Origin of the sequence: Methylobacterium sp. Leaf87 (assembly GCF_001422775.1) — a bacterium.
Classification (GTDB): Bacteria; Pseudomonadota; Alphaproteobacteria; order Rhizobiales; family Beijerinckiaceae; genus Methylobacterium.
The window spans coordinates 13,453-33,322 of the sequence record NZ_LMMI01000019.1; the positions used below are offsets into that span (position 1 = coordinate 13,453).

The 19,870-nt window shown below is 66.5% G+C and carries 14 protein-coding genes; 3 read left to right on the forward strand and 11 right to left on the reverse strand.

Going from position 1 to position 19,870, the window contains the following annotated elements:
• Nucleotides 1-316 precede the first annotated feature (316 nt).
• The 7 genes from ASF22_RS11780 to ASF22_RS11810 all read right to left on the reverse strand — a co-directional run bounded on the left by ASF22_RS11780 (nt 317) and on the right by ASF22_RS11810 (nt 9,601).
• On the reverse strand, nt 317-913 hold the full coding sequence (locus tag ASF22_RS11780; RefSeq protein ID WP_056264401.1) for a hypothetical protein: 597 nt from the start codon (nt 911-913) through the stop codon (nt 317-319).
• Nucleotides 914-1,213: 300 nt separating this feature from the next.
• Nucleotides 1,214-2,020 carry a 3'-5' exonuclease gene (locus ASF22_RS11785; protein WP_162239548.1) on the reverse strand — a complete coding sequence of 269 codons (807 nt, stop codon included), beginning with the start codon at nt 2,018-2,020 and terminating at the stop codon, nt 1,214-1,216.
• A 59-nt stretch (nt 2,021-2,079) separates the two neighbouring features.
• The gene (locus ASF22_RS11790) at nt 2,080-2,400 is read right to left on the reverse strand and encodes a DUF6634 family protein (protein WP_056264406.1); all 321 of its coding nucleotides are present in this window, start codon (nt 2,398-2,400) and stop codon (nt 2,080-2,082) included.
• A gap of 302 nt (nt 2,401-2,702) precedes the next feature.
• Nucleotides 2,703-4,664, reverse strand: coding sequence for an AAA family ATPase (locus ASF22_RS11795; protein ID WP_056264409.1), 1,962 nt, complete (start codon nt 4,662-4,664; stop codon nt 2,703-2,705).
• A 231-nt stretch (nt 4,665-4,895) separates the two neighbouring features.
• Nucleotides 4,896-5,573, reverse strand: a complete 678-nt coding sequence (locus ASF22_RS11800) for a hypothetical protein (protein ID WP_156647676.1) — start codon at nt 5,571-5,573, stop codon at nt 4,896-4,898.
• A gap of 365 nt (nt 5,574-5,938) precedes the next feature.
• Nucleotides 5,939-6,253 (reverse strand): hypothetical protein, encoded by a 315-nt coding sequence (locus tag ASF22_RS11805; protein WP_056264415.1) that lies wholly within the window; start codon nt 6,251-6,253, stop codon nt 5,939-5,941.
• 606 nt (nt 6,254-6,859) lie between these two features.
• Complete coding sequence (locus ASF22_RS11810; protein WP_156647677.1) at nt 6,860-9,601, reverse strand: MobA/MobL family protein; 2,742 nt, start codon at nt 9,599-9,601, stop codon at nt 6,860-6,862.
• A gap of 26 nt (nt 9,602-9,627) precedes the next feature.
• Here ASF22_RS11810 and ASF22_RS11815 point away from each other — a divergent pair, with 26 nt between their 5' ends.
• Nucleotides 9,628-11,085 (forward strand): hypothetical protein, encoded by a 1,458-nt coding sequence (locus tag ASF22_RS11815; protein ID WP_156647678.1) that lies wholly within the window; start codon nt 9,628-9,630, stop codon nt 11,083-11,085.
• 936 nt (nt 11,086-12,021) lie between these two features.
• Here the strand turns inward: ASF22_RS11815 and ASF22_RS11820 are convergent.
• The 4 genes from ASF22_RS11820 to ASF22_RS11835 all read right to left on the reverse strand — a co-directional run bounded on the left by ASF22_RS11820 (nt 12,022) and on the right by ASF22_RS11835 (nt 16,144).
• Nucleotides 12,022-13,107, reverse strand: coding sequence for a hypothetical protein (locus ASF22_RS11820; protein ID WP_056264426.1), 1,086 nt, complete (start codon nt 13,105-13,107; stop codon nt 12,022-12,024).
• Nucleotides 13,108-13,147: 40 nt separating this feature from the next.
• Entirely contained in the window at nt 13,148-14,029 is an 882-nt protein-coding gene (locus ASF22_RS11825; protein ID WP_056264428.1) for a hypothetical protein, read from the reverse strand.
• On the reverse strand, nt 14,007-14,813 hold the full coding sequence (locus tag ASF22_RS11830) for a 2OG-Fe(II) oxygenase (RefSeq protein ID WP_162239549.1): 807 nt from the start codon (nt 14,811-14,813) through the stop codon (nt 14,007-14,009). The genes ASF22_RS11825 and ASF22_RS11830 overlap by 23 nt, the downstream gene beginning before the upstream one ends.
• 137 nt (nt 14,814-14,950) lie before the next feature.
• Nucleotides 14,951-16,144 (reverse strand): glycosyltransferase, encoded by a 1,194-nt coding sequence (locus tag ASF22_RS11835; protein WP_156647679.1) that lies wholly within the window; start codon nt 16,142-16,144, stop codon nt 14,951-14,953.
• Nucleotides 16,145-16,252: 108 nt separating this feature from the next.
• On the opposite strand from ASF22_RS11835, the gene ASF22_RS11840 reads away from it, so the two are divergent.
• Together ASF22_RS11840 and ASF22_RS11845 are read left to right on the forward strand one after the other, a co-directional pair.
• Entirely contained in the window at nt 16,253-17,299 is a 1,047-nt protein-coding gene (locus ASF22_RS11840; RefSeq protein ID WP_056264435.1) for a radical SAM protein, read from the forward strand.
• 276 nt (nt 17,300-17,575) lie between these two features.
• Nucleotides 17,576-19,810: a calcium-binding protein gene (locus tag ASF22_RS11845; RefSeq protein ID WP_056264438.1), complete on the forward strand. Its 2,235-nt coding sequence runs from the start codon at nt 17,576-17,578 to the stop codon at nt 19,808-19,810.
• Nucleotides 19,811-19,870 lie beyond the last annotated feature (60 nt).

A 19,870-nucleotide genomic window follows, 5' to 3' on the forward strand; every position in this document is an offset into this window, starting at 1 on the left:
CCACCGAACCAGGGTCGGGAGCAAATCAGATAGGGCAACGACCCAAGAGCCGGGGGCATTTCAGCTGAGGCAATGCGACCAATCATCCAGATTGCCGCGCTACACCGCCCGTTTTCGCAGTGCTGCAACCCAGGTGATTGTCACGGTGAATCGCTGTGACATGGCCCGCAACCCAACGCCTGTCCAGCATCGCGCTGCGGAACGTTGAGCACAAAGTCTCGGACAAGCGACGGGCAGTCCTGGCACGCCCGCCGCGCCGGGAGGCGCGACGGGCGATGTTCACTCCGGGCCTTCTGCCGAACCTTACACGGTGGGGCTAGGCCCTGATGGTCACGGTCTGGCTTTGGGTCAGCAGGCTCTGGACCTGGCCGGCGAGACGGCTCTGCTCCGGCCGGAGGAGGCGCAGACCCGCGGCGTTGAGCAGGTTCAAACCGAGCATGAGGGCGAGATCGAGCATCTTGCGGTCATCGTCGCTCAGGGGGAAATCCTGGAGATGCCGGCAACCCTTGTGCCAGTCGATCTGTGCCTCGCCCTCGACGATCTCGGAAAGCTGCTCTTGCAGGTAGACCGTGGCGCTCTTGTTGAAGGACGGCGAGACGAGGAGGTAGATCTCCGCGACGAAACTCAGGCTCGCGTCCGCCCTGTGGTCCGGGAGCCTGCGCCATAGCTTGACCCCTTCGCCGACCCGCACGCGCCGGCGGCCGTTCTGCGAGCCGACCAGCAGGTAGGCCCCGCTGCGACGGTTCCGGTTCAACCACGCGCAGACGTGGCCGAGATCCGTCCAGTCGGCGGCGAGCACCTGCTGGCCGGAGAGCCGGTCTGTGACGAGACGCAGGGTAGTGTCCGGGGTCGGACATGACATCTGCGTCGCGAGACGGAATTCATGGAGGATCTTGGGCAGGGTCATGGTCATGTGGGATCTCCGGGTCTTGGTCGACGAAAGTGGGAAAGGGGCCGCATGGCGCGGCGGTCTCGGCGCGAAAGGGTCGTGGCGAAGCGGACCGGCCGGGCGGTCAAACCTCGTTTTGACGCATGGGCTGCCTCCGGCGAGCGAATGAGGACGGGACGGGATCGCGGGCCGGTTCTAAGGAACAGCCTTGACGACCCCGCGGCGAAAGCTCGGGTGGCCTCTCGCCGGCGAGGGTCCGCGCTGGGGGGGCCTCAGCGGCGACAGGCCTGGAACGGCGACGCTCAAAGCGCTCGGGGGCGGCCCTTAGGCGGCGGCGGTGGTCACGCCGTCCGTCGGGGCCGCTGCCGTTGCGCGCGTGAGATACCGGGAGAGGTTGTCCTCGCTGGCCCGATAGGCGTCGGAACCAAGGGCACCGCGCATGTGCTGCAGGGCGAGCCAGATCCGATAGGTCGCCGCCACGTCAGCCCGGCAATAGGCGGCGATCTCGGCGATGCGGCCGGCCTGCAGGAACTCGGCGACCCGGGACCCATCGATGCCCGCGGGCTTGCCCGGCACGTTGAGGGCACGGCACAGGGCATCGAGGCCCATCTTGCCGCCCGGCTGGTAGTTCGACAGCACGTCGCAGAGGTCGAGGGCCGCCTCGGAATAGCGATGGAGATAGGCGCGACGGGCGAGCCCCGGCATCGCGACCCGATTGACCAGGGCACGATATTGAAGAACCGGCAGATCGAACGCGGTGCCGTTGAACGTGACGATCTGCGGTCCCGTCGCCACGACACGGGCGTCGAAATCGCGGATCAGTCCGGCCTCGTCATGATCCCCGCAATGGGGGGCCTCGATGGCCTCGACCTGCCAGGCACCGGTGGCAAAGCGCGCCGTGAGGGCCCCGACACAGATGATTCTATGGAACGCGAGCTTCGGGAACTTTCCGGCGAGACGGCCTTGCGCGCCGGCCGTGTCCGTGTCGGCGAGCCCGTACATTCGGGCCAGACCTTCGAGGTCCGGAACCGTTTCGAGATCGAAGACCAGGACCGAACGCTCGGGCGCAGGTGCGTATGACGACGGCGGCGCGCCGGGCCGGCGGCGGTGCATCGGGTGAGGGGAGGGCATGGGAATCGAGCCTTTCGCCTGGTGGGTCGGGGTGGGTTGGGTGGCGAGGGGGCCGGGTCCTACTCGGCCGGGTGGCCGAGGCGGTACCAACGGCTGAGCGTCCGGGCCCATCCGTCCACGGGGTCGAGGGCGAGGAGACGCGAAGTCGCGACGTTGCGCCGGCCGGAGAGGTGCGGGTGCCCCTCGACGGTCCCGATGAGAACGGGCTCGACGAGGGGCATCAGGGTGCGGCGCCAACCCGACAGGATCGGTGCGGCGGAGAGTTCGTAGGGGTCCGGCGCGCCACCGGCGGTGAGCCGGTCGAAGGCCGCGAGCGCGGATTCGAGCCGCACCGCGTCATCGACGGGGAGAAACAGTTCGAGATGGTCGAGTCGGCTCATGAAACGGCTGTCCTTTGGTCGGTGGGGCCGCGCGTTTGCGGCCGGGGCGATCGGTCGAAGGCGGTGAACGGCGTCCCGCCGTGCTTGCGGGCGTGATGGACGCCGGGGTGGGCCCGTTGCGGGGGAGACGGTCCAGGCAATGCGGAGGTCGAGCATCCGTGACGGACCATCACCACGGCGGCGTTCGCGACCCGAACCACGGGTGATGGGGCGCCTCGGGCATCGCGCGAGCGGGGTTCGAGGACCGTCGATGCCGGCGACGCACGGTCCGGATCGGGCGTCCCGGGACACCGGCCGCACGCTCAAGCCAGGGGCACCGATCCCTCGCTGTCCCGCCTCGCGGCCGCCGACGGGCGAGGGCAGGTCTCGGGATGGTTCGCTGCGAGATTCATCACCTCGGACCCCGTCAGCACCCGCTGTCGAACCAGTGCCTCGGCGACGGCGCTCACCGCCCGGCGATTCCCCTCGATGAGCCGGAGGCTTGCCGCCATCAGTCGCTGGAGATGCTGCTCCAGGCGATGAGCGAGGACGGGATCGCCGGCGAGGAGATCGGCCGCATGTCCCGGATCGCGACGGTAGAGCAGGCCGTCGCCCAACCCGTGGCTTGTGTGCAGGGCCGTGAGTTGGGCCGTCGCCATCCGCAGATCGACTGTGGCACCGGCGTGCGGGCCGGTGCCGAGCACGATATCCGCGGCCCGGCCGCCGAGGAGCTCGATCACGACCGCCTCGATCCGCGCCCGGGTCGGCACGGCAAAGGTCGGGCCGAGTTCGGTCCAGCCCGCGGCGTCACCGCGCGGCTCGATCGATACACGCTCCACCGTGAGGCCGAGCCGGACCGCCGCGATGGCGTGGCCGGCCTCGTGCAGGGCGACGGCCCGCACGAACTCGGTCGGACGCGTGTCCTCGGGCTGGATCACGCCAAGGAGGTCGTCGAGCCTGAGCGACCGACCGGCACGCCGGGCGATCTGCCGGGCGGCGCGAATCCACCCGAGGGCATCGGCGCCGGTACCCCCCTGGCCAAGCCGCGCGACACCTGACAGGTCCATTCCGGCCAGGTCGTCACCGAGGTGGCCGCGCAGGATCGTCGCGAGGGCAGTCGCGTCGGGCAACGCGATGGTGAAGATCCGATCGAACCGGCCGGGGCGGCGCAGGGCAGGATCGATCCGATCCGGGTGATTCGTTGCCGCGAGCAGGACCGCTCCCCGACCGGCCGATCGAACCTCGGCGCATCGAAGCAATTGGTTCGTCGAGACGACGTTCCAGAAATCAGCGTTCCTCGATTTTACTTTATCTCTGCTTGGCAAAGCATCGCACTCGTCGATGAATCCGATGCAGGGCGCCTGAGCCAGGACGGCATCGAAGAACGCGTTCTGTTTTCCCAGCACGCTGTCGAGGTACGGAGATCCGGAGATCCAGTCGCCGATGCTCGTCTCGACGAGCGGAAGCTGCGCCGCCCGTGCCAAGGCGCGGGAAAACTGGGTTTTGCCCGTACCGGGGGGCCCGGCGAGAATGGCGCTTTCCAGTTCATTGCCATCGAGCTCCCCGGCACGGAAGCGTGCAACATCCGCGACGAGGCCCATGGCCCATTCCTTGGCCGCCCCATAGCCCGCGAGGGTCGCGAGGTCCGGCGCATCCTTGAGATCGGCGCCCTCGGCGATCCGGGCCGCGGCGCGGCGCAGGCGACGCATGATCTCGTCGGGCGTCGAATTCGGGCGCATGGCCGCGACGAGGTCATCAAGGGTGAGGCCGGCGAGATCGGCACCGGTGAGCGCCGTCTTGAGGCGTCGGCGGGTGAAAACCCGGATCGCCTTTGCCACCATCGCCGGGTCGGCCCCGTGCAGCGTCAGCTGGTTGTCGGCGGCCGAACGCAGGGCGACGGGGACCGCGTCGAGGCTCGTCGTGATCACCACGACGAGGCGCCCCTGACCCAGGCCGACCGTGGCGTCGGAAACGACGTTGGCGCGTTCGCGCTGGCGCTCGCCCTGGACCCGGACGACGCTGACGTTGCGGACGTCGCGATGGATCATGCTCTCGACCGGTACGACCCAGCGCTGGTCCGGCACGGTGACGAGGACGAGCTCGTTCGGCCCCGACCGCAGCCGCCGCAGGCCGGCGGGTCCGAGGACGCGGGCGAGGGCGAGTTCGGCGAGAAGCGTACTCGGGTTGGGGTTCGAGAATCCCGCGGAGGTCTGGGTTCGGCCGCCCCTCGGCTCAACCTCGGACCGAAGATCGAAGAACGGATCGTTGAACGCCTCGGTCGCCACGCTGGGATTGGGCTCGGACTCGGTTCCCCCGTCCGCTGTCTGGATCTCAGGCTGATCCGCCGTAGGGAAACGCGATCCCTTTCCGTTCGACCGTGCGGACCGGTTCGCGGGGCGTTGGTTCGGCGACAGGGACATGAGGGCGGAGACCTTTCGGGCAAGGCGGGATGGGTGATCGTCGGGTTTGGCGGCGAGGGGGGGGGCTATCCTGGCCGGATGGCCGCCCCCTTCGCGTCAGGCTGCGGGCACGTGGCGGGTCACGAGGTGCACCCGGCTCTCGGGACCCAAGGGGTGATCGAGATCGACCGCCAGGAACTTGCTGGCGACGAGGGCGAGGATGGCGCAGGCCGGATCGGTCTCGCCGCGCAGGGGCGGGAGGCAGTCGCGCAGGGTGGCCGAGCCACCCTCGGCAAAGAGGTGCCGGATCAGGCGCCGGGTGGCGCAGCGCGAGGGATGAAAGCCCGCCGATTCGTGGATGAGGCGGGCATTCGAGAGCCGCGGCTCACGGCTGACGACGGCCTCGCGGATGAGGCGAAGCGGGCACCCGAGCCGATGCCGGCGTGAACGCAGGGCGCGAAGCGCATCGCGGTGGGCGGGACGGTCGAGAAAGCCGTCGGGCAACGCGAGGAGGTCGAAGGTTGCCCCCCCGGCCACGCGGATGCGCCGCAGGATGAGGTGACCATCGGGATCGAGGCGCCGGACCGCCCGGACGAGGGACCGATCGAGGAGGGTTCGCTCGACCGGCATTGCGTCGATGAGCCAGTCGAATCGCTGGGCGAGCGTCTCCGCCGGAGTGGGGGGCACGGCCCCGGAGGGGAGGGGGTGGGCCCGGTCGGCGTCACCCATGGATGAGCCGGACCCGGGAAACCCGGAATGGGCCTCAGTGGTGGATGAGAACGAGGCATGCGTCATCGAGAACGGACTCCTGGAAGCGCCCGCCGCGGAGCGGCGGCGACGTCGAATCGAACGGGAGGGGTGGGATGCCGTCCCCGGAGCGGAGGGCTCCGGGGTGGTCGCGTGGGATCGGTTGGTCGTGCCCGCTGGGCCCCGCGACACCGTTGCCGACTGGCCACCGCTGGACCGGACAGCGGCGGACCACCACAGACGCGGGGTGGCCGGGATTCCGGTCCGCCAATGGCCCCGGAGGGGGCACGCGGAGGCCAACGGCGGAATCGTCGTGCGGGATTGCCCTTAGACGGGCGGCGAACCGGTTCCCTGGGGCACCGGACCGTGGGCGGCGGGCGTGGCGATGCCCAGCCGCCGGTCCGGCGGGACGACTAGTTCGGGGCGGCCGCCCAGACGCGACTCGACGCCCCGAAGGCGGCGTCGAGGTCGATCACGGCATCGCCCGCGTCGACGAGGTCGAAAATCGCGGAGATCGGGCGGGGATGGTCGGGGAGGAGATTGACGAGATCACCGAGCGCGACAGCGGTCCCGCCGGCGAGGGCGCCGAGCAGGATGCGGCGGGTGTCGCTGGGACGGGGGAGGGCGGTCTCGGGGCGCACCGGGTCGGGGACGGGGCCGCAGACGGGAAAAACGCGCGCGGAGCCGTTGCGCGAGGACGAGGCCTCGCCGTAGAAGTGGGTAACCATGCTGCTCTCTGCCTGTAACAGTGAGTTTGCGTGGCCAGGCCGTCATTGCGGCGGCAATCGCTTTGACGGCCGCCCACGGCAATGGGGGATGGTCTCGGCGAAGGCCAACCTTTTCGCAAGGACGGCTACTGACGTCGGGAGGTGCAAGTCCCGGTGAGTGCAAGATCGGTCACGGGCTTGGAAAGCGCAAGGGATGCAAGGCGGCTATTTGCGCATAACCGCACTCTCGTCCGATGATGGTAAACAAATCCTTAACGGGATCTGTAAAATTTCCGGTGATCGATCATTCGTCGGCACGCGATTCATCACTTGCCGTCCATGCTCAGACTAACTCCGTGCGACGGTAGCGCCAAAAAATTCAGCCAAAACTAATTCTTATAATTACAGAGCTTATAATTAGTAGGCACTTTATAAGTATTTATATAAACTCCGCCTTCGAAATATTATCGAAACAGTTCTATAAGACTAACAATTTTTTGTATTTATGTTGAATACAATTTTAATACCACGCACCAAAAAATATCTCCTGATCTCATTTTACTATATTGCTATAAGAGTAGATCTCAAAACCGACAAGTTCCAATATTATAGCGATGTGTCATAGATCTATATTTTCTTGATGATCGTACTCGTGGAATCGTCATCCTCGTCGTCCAGGCTCGAAGACGCCGGGTTCGCGACGATTTTTTCGGTCCCCGTGCGCGACGGCTCCCTGATCACCGACGGATTCGTCGAATCGGCCGCGGCGCTGACCTTGCGGTCAGAGACCCGGCTGCCGACGGTTTTCGGATTGATTCCGGCCGGCTGCCCTTCGATGATCGGCGGACGCTGCAGCGTCGGCAGCGCTTTCAGTTTGAGTTCGAGCTCGACCTTGTAGAGATCCCACGCCGAGAGCTCGGCCCGTTCGGTGTCCGCTAGGGCAATCGGGAGATCGGTGCTCTCGGCATGAAGCTTTGGACGACGGTCGCGTTTCGGGCGCGGCGCGACGGGATCGAGGACGTCCATCGGGGCGCCCGTGATCGACGACGGATCGCCGGTGGTGGTGCGCACAGTTTCGATGTGAGCCTGCAATCCGGTCCGCACCAGCGGATCGTTGTGGACCGCCGCGGCCAATCCGGGCGGCAACGTCCTGAGATCCGCAGGGGTCGATCCCGACCACTGATCCGGCGTGGTCTTCCTCCCTGACCCCTTCGACCGTTCGAAGAGGGCATCGATCAGCACCGCCTCCTGCGCCTGGTTCCGGGCGGCACGGTTCGGCACCGCCGGAAACTCGCCGGCCAGCGCCGCCGGCAGGCTGCGGCCGACAACCGCGACGAGCTCGTCGAGCGAGGTCGCGACCGCCGGCAGGACGGAGATCGGCACGGTCGGATCGCTTGCTTCGGATGCGAGCAGCAGGGCGGCCCACGCGGTCCGGCCCGATGCGACGACGACCCGGTAGGGACTGCTCGCCGCCTCCAGCGCCCGCGCCTGGCGAAGGCTCAGGTTCGCCAAGGGTGCGAACAGGTCGACGCCCTGTGTCGTCGACACCGGGATGTCCGAATCGGACGACCGCAGATCCCACGCAGGCCGACCGTTCGTGGTGCGGTGAACCGCCACCAGCACGTAGACACGGCCGGCCCGGATGACGGGCGGCAGGTGCCCGTAATCGGTGCGAAGGGCGATGAGACACTCGCCAACATTCGGATGCCAGACCGGGTTGGGACCGGGACGCGACGCCGAGCCTGCGGCTTTCGCATCCGCCACAGGAGGCAAGGGGTCGCCGACAGTGATGCGGTCACCCTCCGGTGCGGGCGATTCGAATCGCACGCCCCCCGAGCGCATCAACGCGGCAAGCCCCTCGCGGATGAAGCCCGTGCGCAGGCGTTGAGCGGAAAGGCGGCGCAAGTCCGCGACCGTCAGGTCCGGCCTGGGATCGCGCGGGGCGAGGAGACCGGCGATCACCGTGGCGAGCCGGCGTTCGATGACCCCATCCGCCGCGGCGTCATCGACCCCGAGGATTAGGGTGGCGCCCGCCCGCCCGGCATTGATGACGAGCGAGGCAAGATCGCCGTCTGCGAGGGCGTGGGCCCGCGGGGCCACGATCAGGGTCGAGGGCGACCACACCGCGTTGGCGCGTCCGATGACGTCGCGCAGACGGTGATGCGCAATCACGGGCGCTGCCAGATCCTCCGCGTGCGACAGGACGGCCCCGACGGCGACGACCGGGCCTGGGGCGTAGGTCCCGGCCTGATGGTCCGCCACCGCACGGTGGAGATCCGCGGTGAGCGTACCCCCCGTGGCGCGCACGCAAACGAGGGTGGGGGCCGCCACGCCGACATTGGCCTGCGCGATGCGGAGCGCGTGTGTGGTGCGCAGGTGGATCGTTCGCGTCGTGATGCGATCCACGGTCTGCGTCGAGGACACTCCCCCCACCGAGGGGACTCCGACGATGGCCGGATGCCCGAGGATCGCAGTGAGGCGATGATGGCGGGCCGAGGGATCGACGATGACGCGGGTCAGGAACGCGCGGAGGTCGGCAACCAGCACCGTGGATCGTCCCCGCGCCAGCGAACGCACCAACACCGGGGGAGATCCGAATGCGATCCGCCGGTTCTCCGCCACGAGATCCGCTCGCGCCGCCGCGATCTCCCGCGGCTCGGTCTGCGACATCTGACGCCCGAAATGCCGCTCGGGCCGAGCGGCGATCGGTTGAACTCGGGTCGAGAGCCCGAGTTCGAAGAACGCGCGATTCTGGAGGCTCCACCACAGGTCGGGCCAAGCCACGCCTTCGGCGACGAAAACGGGGCGCCGATCCTGACCCTCCCCGCGACCGGCGGTCCGCACCCGGGCGACGAGATCGCGCAGCTTGTGCCGGCTCAGGCGGCCGCCGTTGTACGGGCGCAGGGCGATGACCACGTGCGCGTGCCGATTTCGCAATGCGCGCGTCGGGTGGCGCACGGCCGGATCGTGGATGCAGAGATAGGCACCGACGGGCAGATCGCCCACCACCGCCGCGACGAGGCGTCGGGCGAGCGTTATGGCCTCCTCGAGGGTCAGCTCCGCGTCGCTGGGCAGGGCCAGTACCAGGTCGAGGCCGGTCTGGGGAAAGCGCAGGCGGTCCGTCCCCGGAATCTGTGGTGGTTCGGCGGCATCGAGGGCCCGCGCGAACGCCAGGGGGGCGGCGTGATCCGGTGGAGCGCCGGGCGGAAGCAGCATCGCCTCGTAGACGAGGTCGCCGGACAGGTGGCTGTAGGTGAAGCGCTGGCCGTCATGGGTGGTGGATCGGCGGCCGAGATAGGCGAGGTAGCCCGGCATCGGGCGGCGCGGTTTCCGGTTCAGGAACCGGGCGATGAGCAGGGCGATGGCCACCGGACCTCCTTCGAACACCCCGAATCGTGGCCGGGATCCCAGGACTGCATATTGCGCTCGCCTCTCACTTGAAAAATCGCAAGCGCATTGTTTTCTATGCGTTTTTTGACCCGAACCGTAGGATGCGAGGATCGAATTCTTTACCGTGGATCGGAGCGATGGCCAGGAAGGCTGAAGGCACGATGGCAGCCTACCGGGCCGCCCTCGCGAGGACGGAGCGGGCACGCCACAATGTAAGTGCGGCGCGGCTCGACCTCAAATCGTCCGAGGCGCGGGAGGTCCGGGCCTTCGACACCGCACTTGTCACCTTGGCCCGCGAGATCGGCCTCCACCGGATCGACCCGGATGTCCTGGCGGCCGAGTTGCGGCGCCTCGCGCCGCTCTGCAAGTCCACCACCGCGGCGTCCAGCTTCGTCACCGCACCGACGCGGCGCCGCGCGGCCGCAGCTTCGCCCGACACGCCCGAGCAGGACTGGACCGGGCCCATCGACGGCGACCGGCCCTTCCAGGTGACGGTGCGCATTTCGGGCAACGTCGGCCGAAAGAAGCGCGCCTGCTTCGAGAAATGGGCCATGACCTGGAACGGCCGCCTCGGTGTTTGGCACGGTCGGGTCGATGAGGCCGGCCTCGATGAGCTGCACAGCATCATCGGCACGGACAGGGTGGAGGTTGCCGCGCAAGCGCCCGAAACTCGACTTACGGAGGAATCCGAGGACAGCGACGGTGGATCGGAAACATCAGGGATCGTCTTGGACGATCCACCGGCTGCGGTCGAAAACAATCCGGCCCGCGCCGCGACCGTGGATCGCGATCCCCGCGTCGTGTCGTCCCGCCTGCCACCGATGCGTGCGGACACGCCGGCCTACCGATATGCCGAGATCGCTCGCCCGTGCCCGTCGACGCCGTTGGCTGAGACACCCGATGACGCCATCCGCGGGATGGCCATGCGGGTGATCGAGATCGAAGGCCTCGTTCACAAAGAAGAAATATTCGTCCGCATCCGCGACGCCTACGCGTTGCGGACCATCTCTGCGGGACTACGGACCACACTCGACCGCGTGATCGCGGACATCGACCCTGCCGAAGTGTCCCGCGAGGGGGATTTCCTGATCCTCCGCGGAGCGGCGATCCTCGTCCGCGACCGAAGGAATGCCAGAGATACGACAAAGCACTACGAGCGATTGCCCCTCAGCGAGCTGAGGCTTGCGATCCTCGACGAATTGGCCAGCGGTCGTAAGCTCGATCCGACCAAGCTCATCATCTGCGTCGCACGCCGCATGGGTTACGCCACGATGGGTCACGGTCTCCGCTCGCGAATCAAACTCGCGCGGGATACCCCCGCGGCAAGGTTGCTGTTGTCCGAGACGTTGGGCTCGGACCCGATGGGAAGTCAGGTGATCGCGAACGGCGGCCAAGCATTCGGGGTCGACACGAATTACACCCTGTCCGACATGGGCCCCCGGGCAGCCGGTCCAATGACCTGAGTCTGGCCCCGTCCGCCGCAGCGGGTGTTAAGGTCCGGCCGACCACGCTTGGCTTCGACGGCGGACCTGTCCGGGTGTCTGGACGCCCTACGGGCGCGGATCGGATCGCGCAGAGCGATTCAGATGATGCTGAGCTTGGGCGGCAATGAGATGCAGGGGTTCGGCCCAAAAATCGACCGCAGCGGGCGGCCGGATAGGCAAACGTGCGACGGATCGTGGTCCCGGCCCCACAACCGTCATCAACCCTCAGCAACCAATCTCAGTCCCGTGCCCACCGGGCGACAGCGGCCAAGCCTTCACATCCGGCCGACACAGCCGCGATGACCGCCGATCCCCCGTGTGCAAGAGCGAATTCGGGATCGCGCGGTCGATCATTATGCCGGGACGGGCCGCCGGCGATTGCGCCGCGTCGGGCAGGGCCAAGGCCGCGCCTTTGGATCGATATGTTCGCATGGGCGAAACCGTCGGGTGGGTCGGCTATCGCGTGGGACGAGCCAACCCGGTTCCGCCGATGGCATCATCACCACACCTGGAGCTACGGGCCTTCTGGTGGGTGACGACGGGTGCGAGCCATCCACATATCCGCGCCGCATCAGATCGACATCGCCCGTGAATTCACCGCGCTCTTGGCGCCCGACGCCGACCAATGAAGGGGTGGCCCGGGGTGAGCCTCGGTCTTGCACCCTGCCGCGGGATCTCGGCGAGGGAGACGCCGAACCGGCGACGGGCGCGCCCGGATACGACGGCGCGGTAATCGGAGCGCGAAATCAGGCCTCTGCCCGAATTCCCGGGCACGGCAACCCGGATCGCTTGGGCCGGTGCCGGGACCTCGCGAACCGGACGAACATTCTTTTCCCGCCCGGGTCCCGATCCTGACCGTGCTGGAGTGACCGGCTCACGCAAAACGCACGAGCTCCCGTGGACGAGGCCGGGGGTTCAGGGCGCCTGAAACACTTCCTCGACCCATCCCGTCCGCAGCCATGCCGGCATACGGGCGTGGCAGCGAAAGCCGCGCGCGCGCGCCAGATCGGCGACGACGTTCTGACGGTGATCGCCGTTCTGGACCGCGGATTCCTGATTGATGCTGAGAAACAGGCCACCGGGACGGATGCGGTCGAGGTAGCGTCCGGCATCGGTGGGCGCCATCTCGGGCAGGCTGTCGACGTTGATCACCACGTCCCAATCCGCGAATCGCTCCTGGCCCGCGCCATACGCATCGACGAGGGCGATGCCGGGACCCGACCGATCCCCGAAATCGACGGCCTCGGTTCCGAACGCGGTCGCGAGCAGAATGTACTGGGGCACCAGCACCGGCGGCAGGTCGAGAATCGCGAATTTGGTGCAGCCCATGCGCCGCGCGTAATAGGCGAGATGCCCGGATCCACCGCCGATTTCGAGGAGCGCCGGTGCGTCGATCCCGAAATCCCGCGCGATCCGGAGGGCGCGCCAAGCCCCGTAAATCCCATCGAAGTGACGGTCGGAGAAGATGCCCTTGGCAAGCCGGACCCCGAACAATTCGCCGGCCTGACGCGGCGGCGCGAGATCCGTCCCGATCCGCAGCTCGATGGCCCCGAACAGCGCATCGAGTTCCTCGATGACGAAATGGGTCTGACCGTGCTCCCGGCTCTGAACGCGCCCAGTCCCGACGGCCTCTGACAACCGGACGAGCCGGTCGAGAATGATCCGCCCGACATGGAGACGGGCCGCCGGATTGGTGGTGAGCGACTCGTGGACCATGTGGCCCTGGAGGAACCCATGCGTCAGGGGCGTCGCGTAGAGGCGCTGCTCGACCGTTTCCGAACGACCGACGTCCTCCCCGGCGAGATCGGCGAGGCTGCCTCCATAGAGTTCGGCATAATCGCTCCAGAGCGAGGCGTCGCTCCGCGCAGGGGGCACCATCGCGCGAACGTAGGCGCGCAGCCGTACCCGTTGATCCGGATCCAGTCCGATGCCGGTGCCGAACCCGAACAGCTCGTCGCTGAGGCCCGTCCAGTCGGGGCGCCGGGAGAACGGATGCGACACGCTGAAGCCTGCTCCTGTTGCGATGGTCGACGGCCGCCACTCAGAGCGGCCAGGTCATCCGATCCTCGGCCGCGTGACCGCCGATGCTGAGCGCCGGACGCGTCGCGCCGGGCTGGCGCAGGGGGTGATCGAGGACGTGAAGCCCGTACATCTGTTCGAGCCAAGGCTCGTCCACGAACGGCCGGCGATAGCGCAGGGTCCGCAGAATATCGATCTTTCGCGGAACCGAGGCGCTGGAATTGAACTCGTCGATGGCCAGCAGCTGCCCGCACCAGCGGTTGCGAAACAGGCTGCCGATGCGGGCCGGGCCGCCGATGGTGTCGTCGAAGTAGCACGGCACCACGGGGAGCAGGCAGTCGGCCTTCGCACCTGAGAACAGCCGCAGGCAATCGACGCTGGAACGGTAGATGTCGACGTCGACGCTGACGAATCCCACCGGCAGGTCCGGCGTCAGGGCCTCAACAAAGCCCGGCAGGGTCTCGGCGATGTCGCCCCACACCATGTTAGCATGTTGCGCGAGCGATTCGGGGTCGCGGGTCGGAAAGTCGCCGGCCTGCCAGATCTCAGGGTGATCGCGGACATCGACCAGCGGCGGCAACCCGGCGCCGGTGTCGAAGCCGTAGATGGTGAAGCGCACGCCCGTCACCGCCGTGACCTTCGCGGCAAGCTCCGACAGCGCGCGTAGACCCGCCCCTTCGGCGACGCCGAACTCGATGGCCGCCACGTGATCGATCCCGCTGAAGCGCGCGACATCCGCGGCCGTCAGCAGGCCGAACAGGTAGAACGGGCGCGCCTCAACATCGTAGCGCGCCCGCTCGCGCAGGTCCGTCGAGGCCGCGGCGCGCGCGCGCTCGGCGAGAAGGAACTCCGGATAGCGCCCCGTGAGCGGCGACAGGGCCTCAGACAGGGGTCGACTCCTCAAGCTTCTTCCACTGCACCGTGCGGGGGGTGACGTCGCCTTCTTCGGGGTGGCGGGAATAGTAGAAGAACGCGAGCGACTTGCGGGTGCGCCCCTCGGGGCAGGCCAGCGGCTCGGGGTGGCCGTGATGCGAGGTCGAGAGGGTGCTGAAGACGGCGAGCCGATTGAAGTGCGGCATCACCCGCGCTTCACACTTCGTGGCATCGCGGTTCCAGAGCTGGAGGTCGCCGCCCCAGGACTCGTCCCAGTCCTTGTTGAGATAGAGGATCGCGTTGAGCTTCCGGTAAAGCCCGAACGGCTCGATCATGTTGAAGTCCGCGTGCACCCGGAGTTTCCCGCCCGGCAGGATCTGGTGCATGCCGCCGCCGTTGAGGCACGGGTCGGAGATGAGGTCCTTCAGGCCCGTTAGGGTCTCCAGGAAGTGCAGGAACGTGTACGAATTGAACGCGTAGCACATGTTGTGGATGAGCGGCGGTGCGCCCTCCATCCGCGAGGCGTGGCGCACCCCGAGCTTCTTCGGCTGATTGACCGTATCGCCCGCCTTCCAGTCGAACCACACCGGATCATCCACCCCCGGATAGGCGGCGTGGATGCGCTCCGCGACGTCGAGGGGCAGAAAGTTGTCGATCACCACGTGCGGGAATGGGTGCGCGCCGTTGTAGCCGGCGGAGTAGTGCGCCGCTTTCTCCTGGAGGATGTCGTCCTCGAACTTGAAGAAGGCGGAGCCCGCCGGGGGGAGGGGGCTCGGCGCCGGGGCTTGCGGCGCTCTTTTGAAGAGGTTCAGCATCGACGCGATGTCTCTGGATTGGGCGCTCGGGCCGGGGGTTGCGATGTCGGTCTGCGCCATGGCGGAATCGTGGCGCATCGTGCTTGAGCCCAAAATCGGGCGCCCGTTTGGAGGAAAGTCGCTGCGCAGCGACGAGTCTATAAGAGTGAGGCGATGAGCGCCTTCTGGCGCGGCAGGCAATGGCCGTAGAGGTCGTAGCGCTCCAGGATGGTGCGGCGCGCCTCCAGCCGGATGGCGTCGTAGTCGCGCGGGCGCTCCAGCACGGCGCGGACCCGCTCGGCGAGGGCGTGGGCGTCGTGGAAATCGACGAGCAGGCCATTGTGGCCGTCGACGATCACCTCCTCCACCGGGGGCGTGCGCGAGCCGATCACCAGGCACTCGGCCGCCATGGCCTCCAGCATCGACCAGGACAGGAAGTACGGGTACGTCAGATAGATGTGCGCCGCGCTCACGTAGAGCACGTCGAGGAAGGTGGTGTAGGGCACCCGGCCGAGGAAGTGGACGCGGGTCGCGTCGATCTCCAGCTCGGCGAGCAGGCGCTGCCGGTGGGTCTCGCCGTTGGGCAGCGGGTTGCCGTAGGCCGGCTCGTCGGCCCCGATGATCACGAAATGCGCCTTCGGCCGGGTCTTGCACAGTTCGGCGATGGCCCGGATGGCGGTGGGAAAGCCCCGCAGGGGTTCCAACCCGCGCCCGACATAGGTCACCACCTCGTCGGCGCTCGTGAGCACGTGCCCGTCCGGGAGGGTGAGCTTGCCCCGGGCCGGGCGGCGGATCGACACCGTGTCGATCCCGTCGTGGATCACGTTGAGCTTCTTCTGGATCGAGGCCGGATAGCTCGCGTACTGATAGTGCATCGGCGTCAGGCCGGCGTCGCACAGCTCGGCGGACATCACGTTGGCGGTGTTCTTCATCCGGAACACGAACGGCGCGTCGCGGTCCACCGGCTCGGTGGGGGCGAAATCGGCGAGCGGCTTCGCGCGAAGATACCACTCGAAATAGCCGAGCACCGGCACCTTCGGGTAGAGGTCTTTGACGTAAAGGAGCTCGCCCCAGCCCACGTGGCCGATGATGAGGTCCGGCACCACCTTGAGCTCGGTCTGGAGGTGGAGGAGCGCCTTCGTCACCTTCTGGGCGTAGGTGAACTGCGCCACCGCCGGCAGCTCGTTCTTCACGTCGATCTGGTACTGGACCCGCTTCGTCCCCGCCGATTCACCCCCACCGGCTGTGATGAAGTAGACGTCGTTCCCCGCCGCCGCCATAGCGGGGGCGAGATTGCGGAACTGCGCCGGGATGTTCTGATGCACGAAGGCGATCACGGGCTTTTTCGACACGCGCGGAACTTTCAGCGGCTCAACAATCGACGCGCCCTATAGCGCACCGCCACATTCTCGGCCATTGCGCCCTGTAGCGACGGGGACCGAACGAGGGACCGAGGACCGATGCAACACCTGTTTTCGCGTTTCCTCGCGAAACCCGCGGCGAAGTTGGTTCCGGCCGAGGCCCCCGTGGCGGCCCCGCAGGCCGCCACCGCCCTGCCGCCCCTCAACATCCGGTATTACACCGACTACCCCACCTGCAACCTCGCCTGCTCCTATTGCGTGGCCGGCCACGGCACCACGTTCGCGAAGCCGCCGACCTCGAAGTGGGACCCCGCACGCTACCGCCGCGTCATGCACAACATCGCGCAGCTGCCCTATGCGGTGAACATCCGCATCGGCGTCGGCGGCGAGTTCTTCGTCTCCAAGGATCTGGTGGACGGCGCCCGCACCCTGTCGCAGAGCCCGAACCTCCACGCGCTCAACCTCATCACCAATCTCACCCTGTCGGTGCCGCAGTTCGAGAAGACGTTTGTCGGCTTCGACGAGGCGAAGATCGCCATGGTGGCGAGCTTCCACCCCGAGCAGATCAAGGACCACGAAGCGTGGTTCGACAAGGCGGCCGAGTTCAACCGCCGCTACGATTTCGCCGTTATCATGGTGGCCTTCCCCGAGGCCCTGGACGTGCTCGCCGACTACAAGGCCCGCCTCAATGCGCGGGGCGTCGACGTGTTCATCCAGCCCTTCGTCGGCCCCCACCAGGAAAAGTGGTACCCTCAGGCGTATTCGGACGCGGAGCGCGAACAGATCAAGGCGATGATCTACTCGCGGCACGATTACGAATACCTGCTCAACGCCAAGCGCCCCGGCGCCTGCAACGCCGGCTACCGGGCGATCTTCATCGATCCCATGGGCGTCGTCACCCCCTGCGGCATGGGCAAGTACCACGGGTCCCTCGGCAACCTCGCCGAATCACCCGAGATCACCCTGCGCGATGGGCCCGCACCGTGTCCGTTCTCCTCGTGCCAGTGCGATACGGAGAACGTGAACACCGTCGAGTTCCACACGCACTACGAGAAGAGCGGCGCCAACCAGCACCGCTACCGCTACCGCTTCGGGGACCTCGCGGCCCTCGACGAGCGCTACGACGAGTGGAAAATCCATTACTGAGAAAAAAGCAAGCCGGCTCATGGGCTTGTTGAATGCCTGAACGTCCCATTCAGGCGGAACTCTGTGATACTTCCACAACACGAATTTGAGGATTTCAGAGGCCTGTGCGGTTAACCCAAAATCCGGTTGCACCGCGCTCGGTTCTCTGAAAAAAGAGCCCAACCTTAAACGGAAAGTTCCTCAAGCAGGAGCCGCCGCGGTGGGTGTCGAGGTACTGGCAAGAATAGCCGGACTGCGAAGCGAAATTCTGTAGAAGACCCCCAGGAGAGCTTTCTTATGGCTACCATCATTTTTGACGGCACTACGAGCCAGACGGCTTCGAAGGCGAACGACACGGTCGTTTTCCAGGCGAACCCGGCCCTCTTCACCGGCGCTGCCGAAGTTAACGGCAACGTCGTTCTGACCTTCGGCGCTCAGACCCTCACGGTCACGGGCACCACGCTCGCCGCCAACGGCCTGTCCAACGTCACCGTTCCCGGCGGCAGCCTTACCTACGCGACCGCTGCTAACGCCACCCCCACCTTGACCACGGCCGGCAACAATCTCGCCTTCCTGCTCGGCGCCGGCTCCACCACGACCCTCGGTGGTTCGACCACCGCCAGCTCCGTCACCGCTGCTTTCGGTGGCCTCGGCCGCGCGGACTCCGTCGACAACGCTGAGACGATCAACATCGCAGCTGCTTCCAAGGGCTCCTACCTGATCTACGGCAACGAGGGTGCCGACAACATCGGCGCTGGTAACCTCGACTCCGGCACCGCAACGACCGTCTTCGGCGGCCGTGGTACGGACACGATCAACCTTGGTCTGCAGTCCGGCGCCGGCTCTAACTTCGCCGTTTATGGTGGCGAAGGTGGCGACGCCATCACGCTGAACCACACCGCTGCGACCGGCAACGTGACGATCTTCGGCGGCGTCGGTGCAGTTGATCCGAACGATGGCAACGACACCATCGCTCTCGGCGCTGGTTCCGCTGGTTCGTCTTTCAACGTTTTCGCCGGCGGTGGCGATGACATCGTGACTGCTACTGGCGCTGCGGTTGTTTTCGGCGCTGCGGGTGCAACCCTTCGCGCTGATTCCGCATCGTTCGCTGACGGCACCTCGCCGAACATCTTCGGCGGAAACGGCGCAGACTCGATCTCGGTCGGTGCTGCTGCTGGTGCCAAGGCCACCATCACTGTCGCTGGCGGCGCTGGTGCTGATATCATCTCCGTTTCGAACAACGAGGGTGGCACCACCACGATTTTCGGCGGCATTGGCGCTGCCGACGCGAACGATGGCAACGACTCGATCGCGATCGCGGGCGCTGGTTCGTTCACGGTCTATGCCAACTCCGGTAACGACGTTGTATTCGCGACGGCCCTGACCGCTTCGGTCAACGGCGTCACCAACGCAACGATCTTCGGCGGTCGTGGCGACGATCAGATCACGGCTGGCGCGACCAACGTGAAGGCCAACCTGGCCCTCTTCGGCAGCGAGAACGGCTCCGAGGGTGGTGACGTGATCAATGCCTTCAACGGCATCGGTGGCTCCACGATCATCTACGGCGGTACGGCTGCTGCCGATGCTGCTGATGGCGCCGACGTGATCAACTTCTCCGGTCAGGGCACCACGACGATCTACGCCGCTGGCGGCAACGACTCGGTGTCGATCAAGGGTCTCAGCGCCGCTGGATTCGCGAACGCTGGAAGCACTGATACGATCTACGGTGGTGGTGGCAACGACTCCATTACGATCTCCGGCGCACAGACCACCAATGGCACCCACACTGTCTTCCTCGGTGACGGTGCGGATACCTTCGTTGCTGGCTCACGTGATAATTCTGCGGCGAACATTGCCCCCACCACTACAAAGGTTACTGATGGTAACGGCACTAACGTCAATGAAGTCTATACTGTAACGTTCAATGACGGAATCACCGCAGGAAACACGGTCACCGTCGGTGGTATCTCGTTCAAGTCGAACGTTGACCTGACTGCCAACCAAGTTGCGGCTAAATTTGCGGGAATCGCTGCTGGCGCGACTGGCGCTTCCCTCAACGCGAACGCTACTGATGGTGTTTACTCTGGCACTCAGCAGTATAATTTCTCGACGACTGTCGTCGCCAACGTCGTAACTACGAATGGTGGAAACACCGACCAGGCGAACCTTACCCCTGCTGCCTACACTGTTGGCGCTGCCAACGGCTCGGGCCAGACCACCATCGACATCCGTGACTTCAGCCTCGCTCAGAACGACACTCTTGTCGTTCAGAACGGCGTCGGCGGTGGCGGCGCCCTTCAGATCGTGGACGCCTCCGGCGCACAGACGATCCAGTCGGCTCTTGACCTCGCCATCAGCGGTGTGGCCACCAACCCGGCTGGTGCCGTCTCGGCGGTGCTGTTCCAGGGCAACACCTACGTCGTCGTCAACAACGATGCTAACAACACCTTCAACGCCAACACCGATCTCGCCATCAAGCTGACCGGTGTGAACACCCTGACCGGCCTCGCCGCCGCCACGACCATCGTCTAAGTCTTTGCAGACTCTAGACTAAGAGAAAGGGCGGCCCTCGGGTCGCCCTTTTTCCTATGA

Bases quoted from the DNA above. Each gene is read 5' to 3' on its own strand.
- ASF22_RS11780 (WP_056264401.1), bottom strand. From the start codon at position 913: ATGACCATGACCCTGCCCAAGATCCTCCATGAATTCCGTCTCGCGACG.
- ASF22_RS11785 (WP_162239548.1), bottom strand. From the start codon at position 2,020: ATGCCCTCCCCTCACCCGATGCACCGCCGCCGGCCCGGCGCGCCGCCG.
- ASF22_RS11790 (WP_056264406.1), bottom strand. From the start codon at position 2,400: ATGAGCCGACTCGACCATCTCGAACTGTTTCTCCCCGTCGATGACGCG.
- ASF22_RS11800 (WP_156647676.1), bottom strand. From the start codon at position 5,573: ATGACGCATGCCTCGTTCTCATCCACCACTGAGGCCCATTCCGGGTTT.
- ASF22_RS11805 (WP_056264415.1), bottom strand. From the start codon at position 6,253: ATGGTTACCCACTTCTACGGCGAGGCCTCGTCCTCGCGCAACGGCTCC.
- ASF22_RS11830 (WP_162239549.1), bottom strand. From the start codon at position 14,813: ATGCTGAACCTCTTCAAAAGAGCGCCGCAAGCCCCGGCGCCGAGCCCC.
- ASF22_RS11840 (WP_056264435.1), top strand. From the start codon at position 16,253: ATGCAACACCTGTTTTCGCGTTTCCTCGCGAAACCCGCGGCGAAGTTG.
- ASF22_RS11845 (WP_056264438.1), top strand. From the start codon at position 17,576: ATGGCTACCATCATTTTTGACGGCACTACGAGCCAGACGGCTTCGAAG.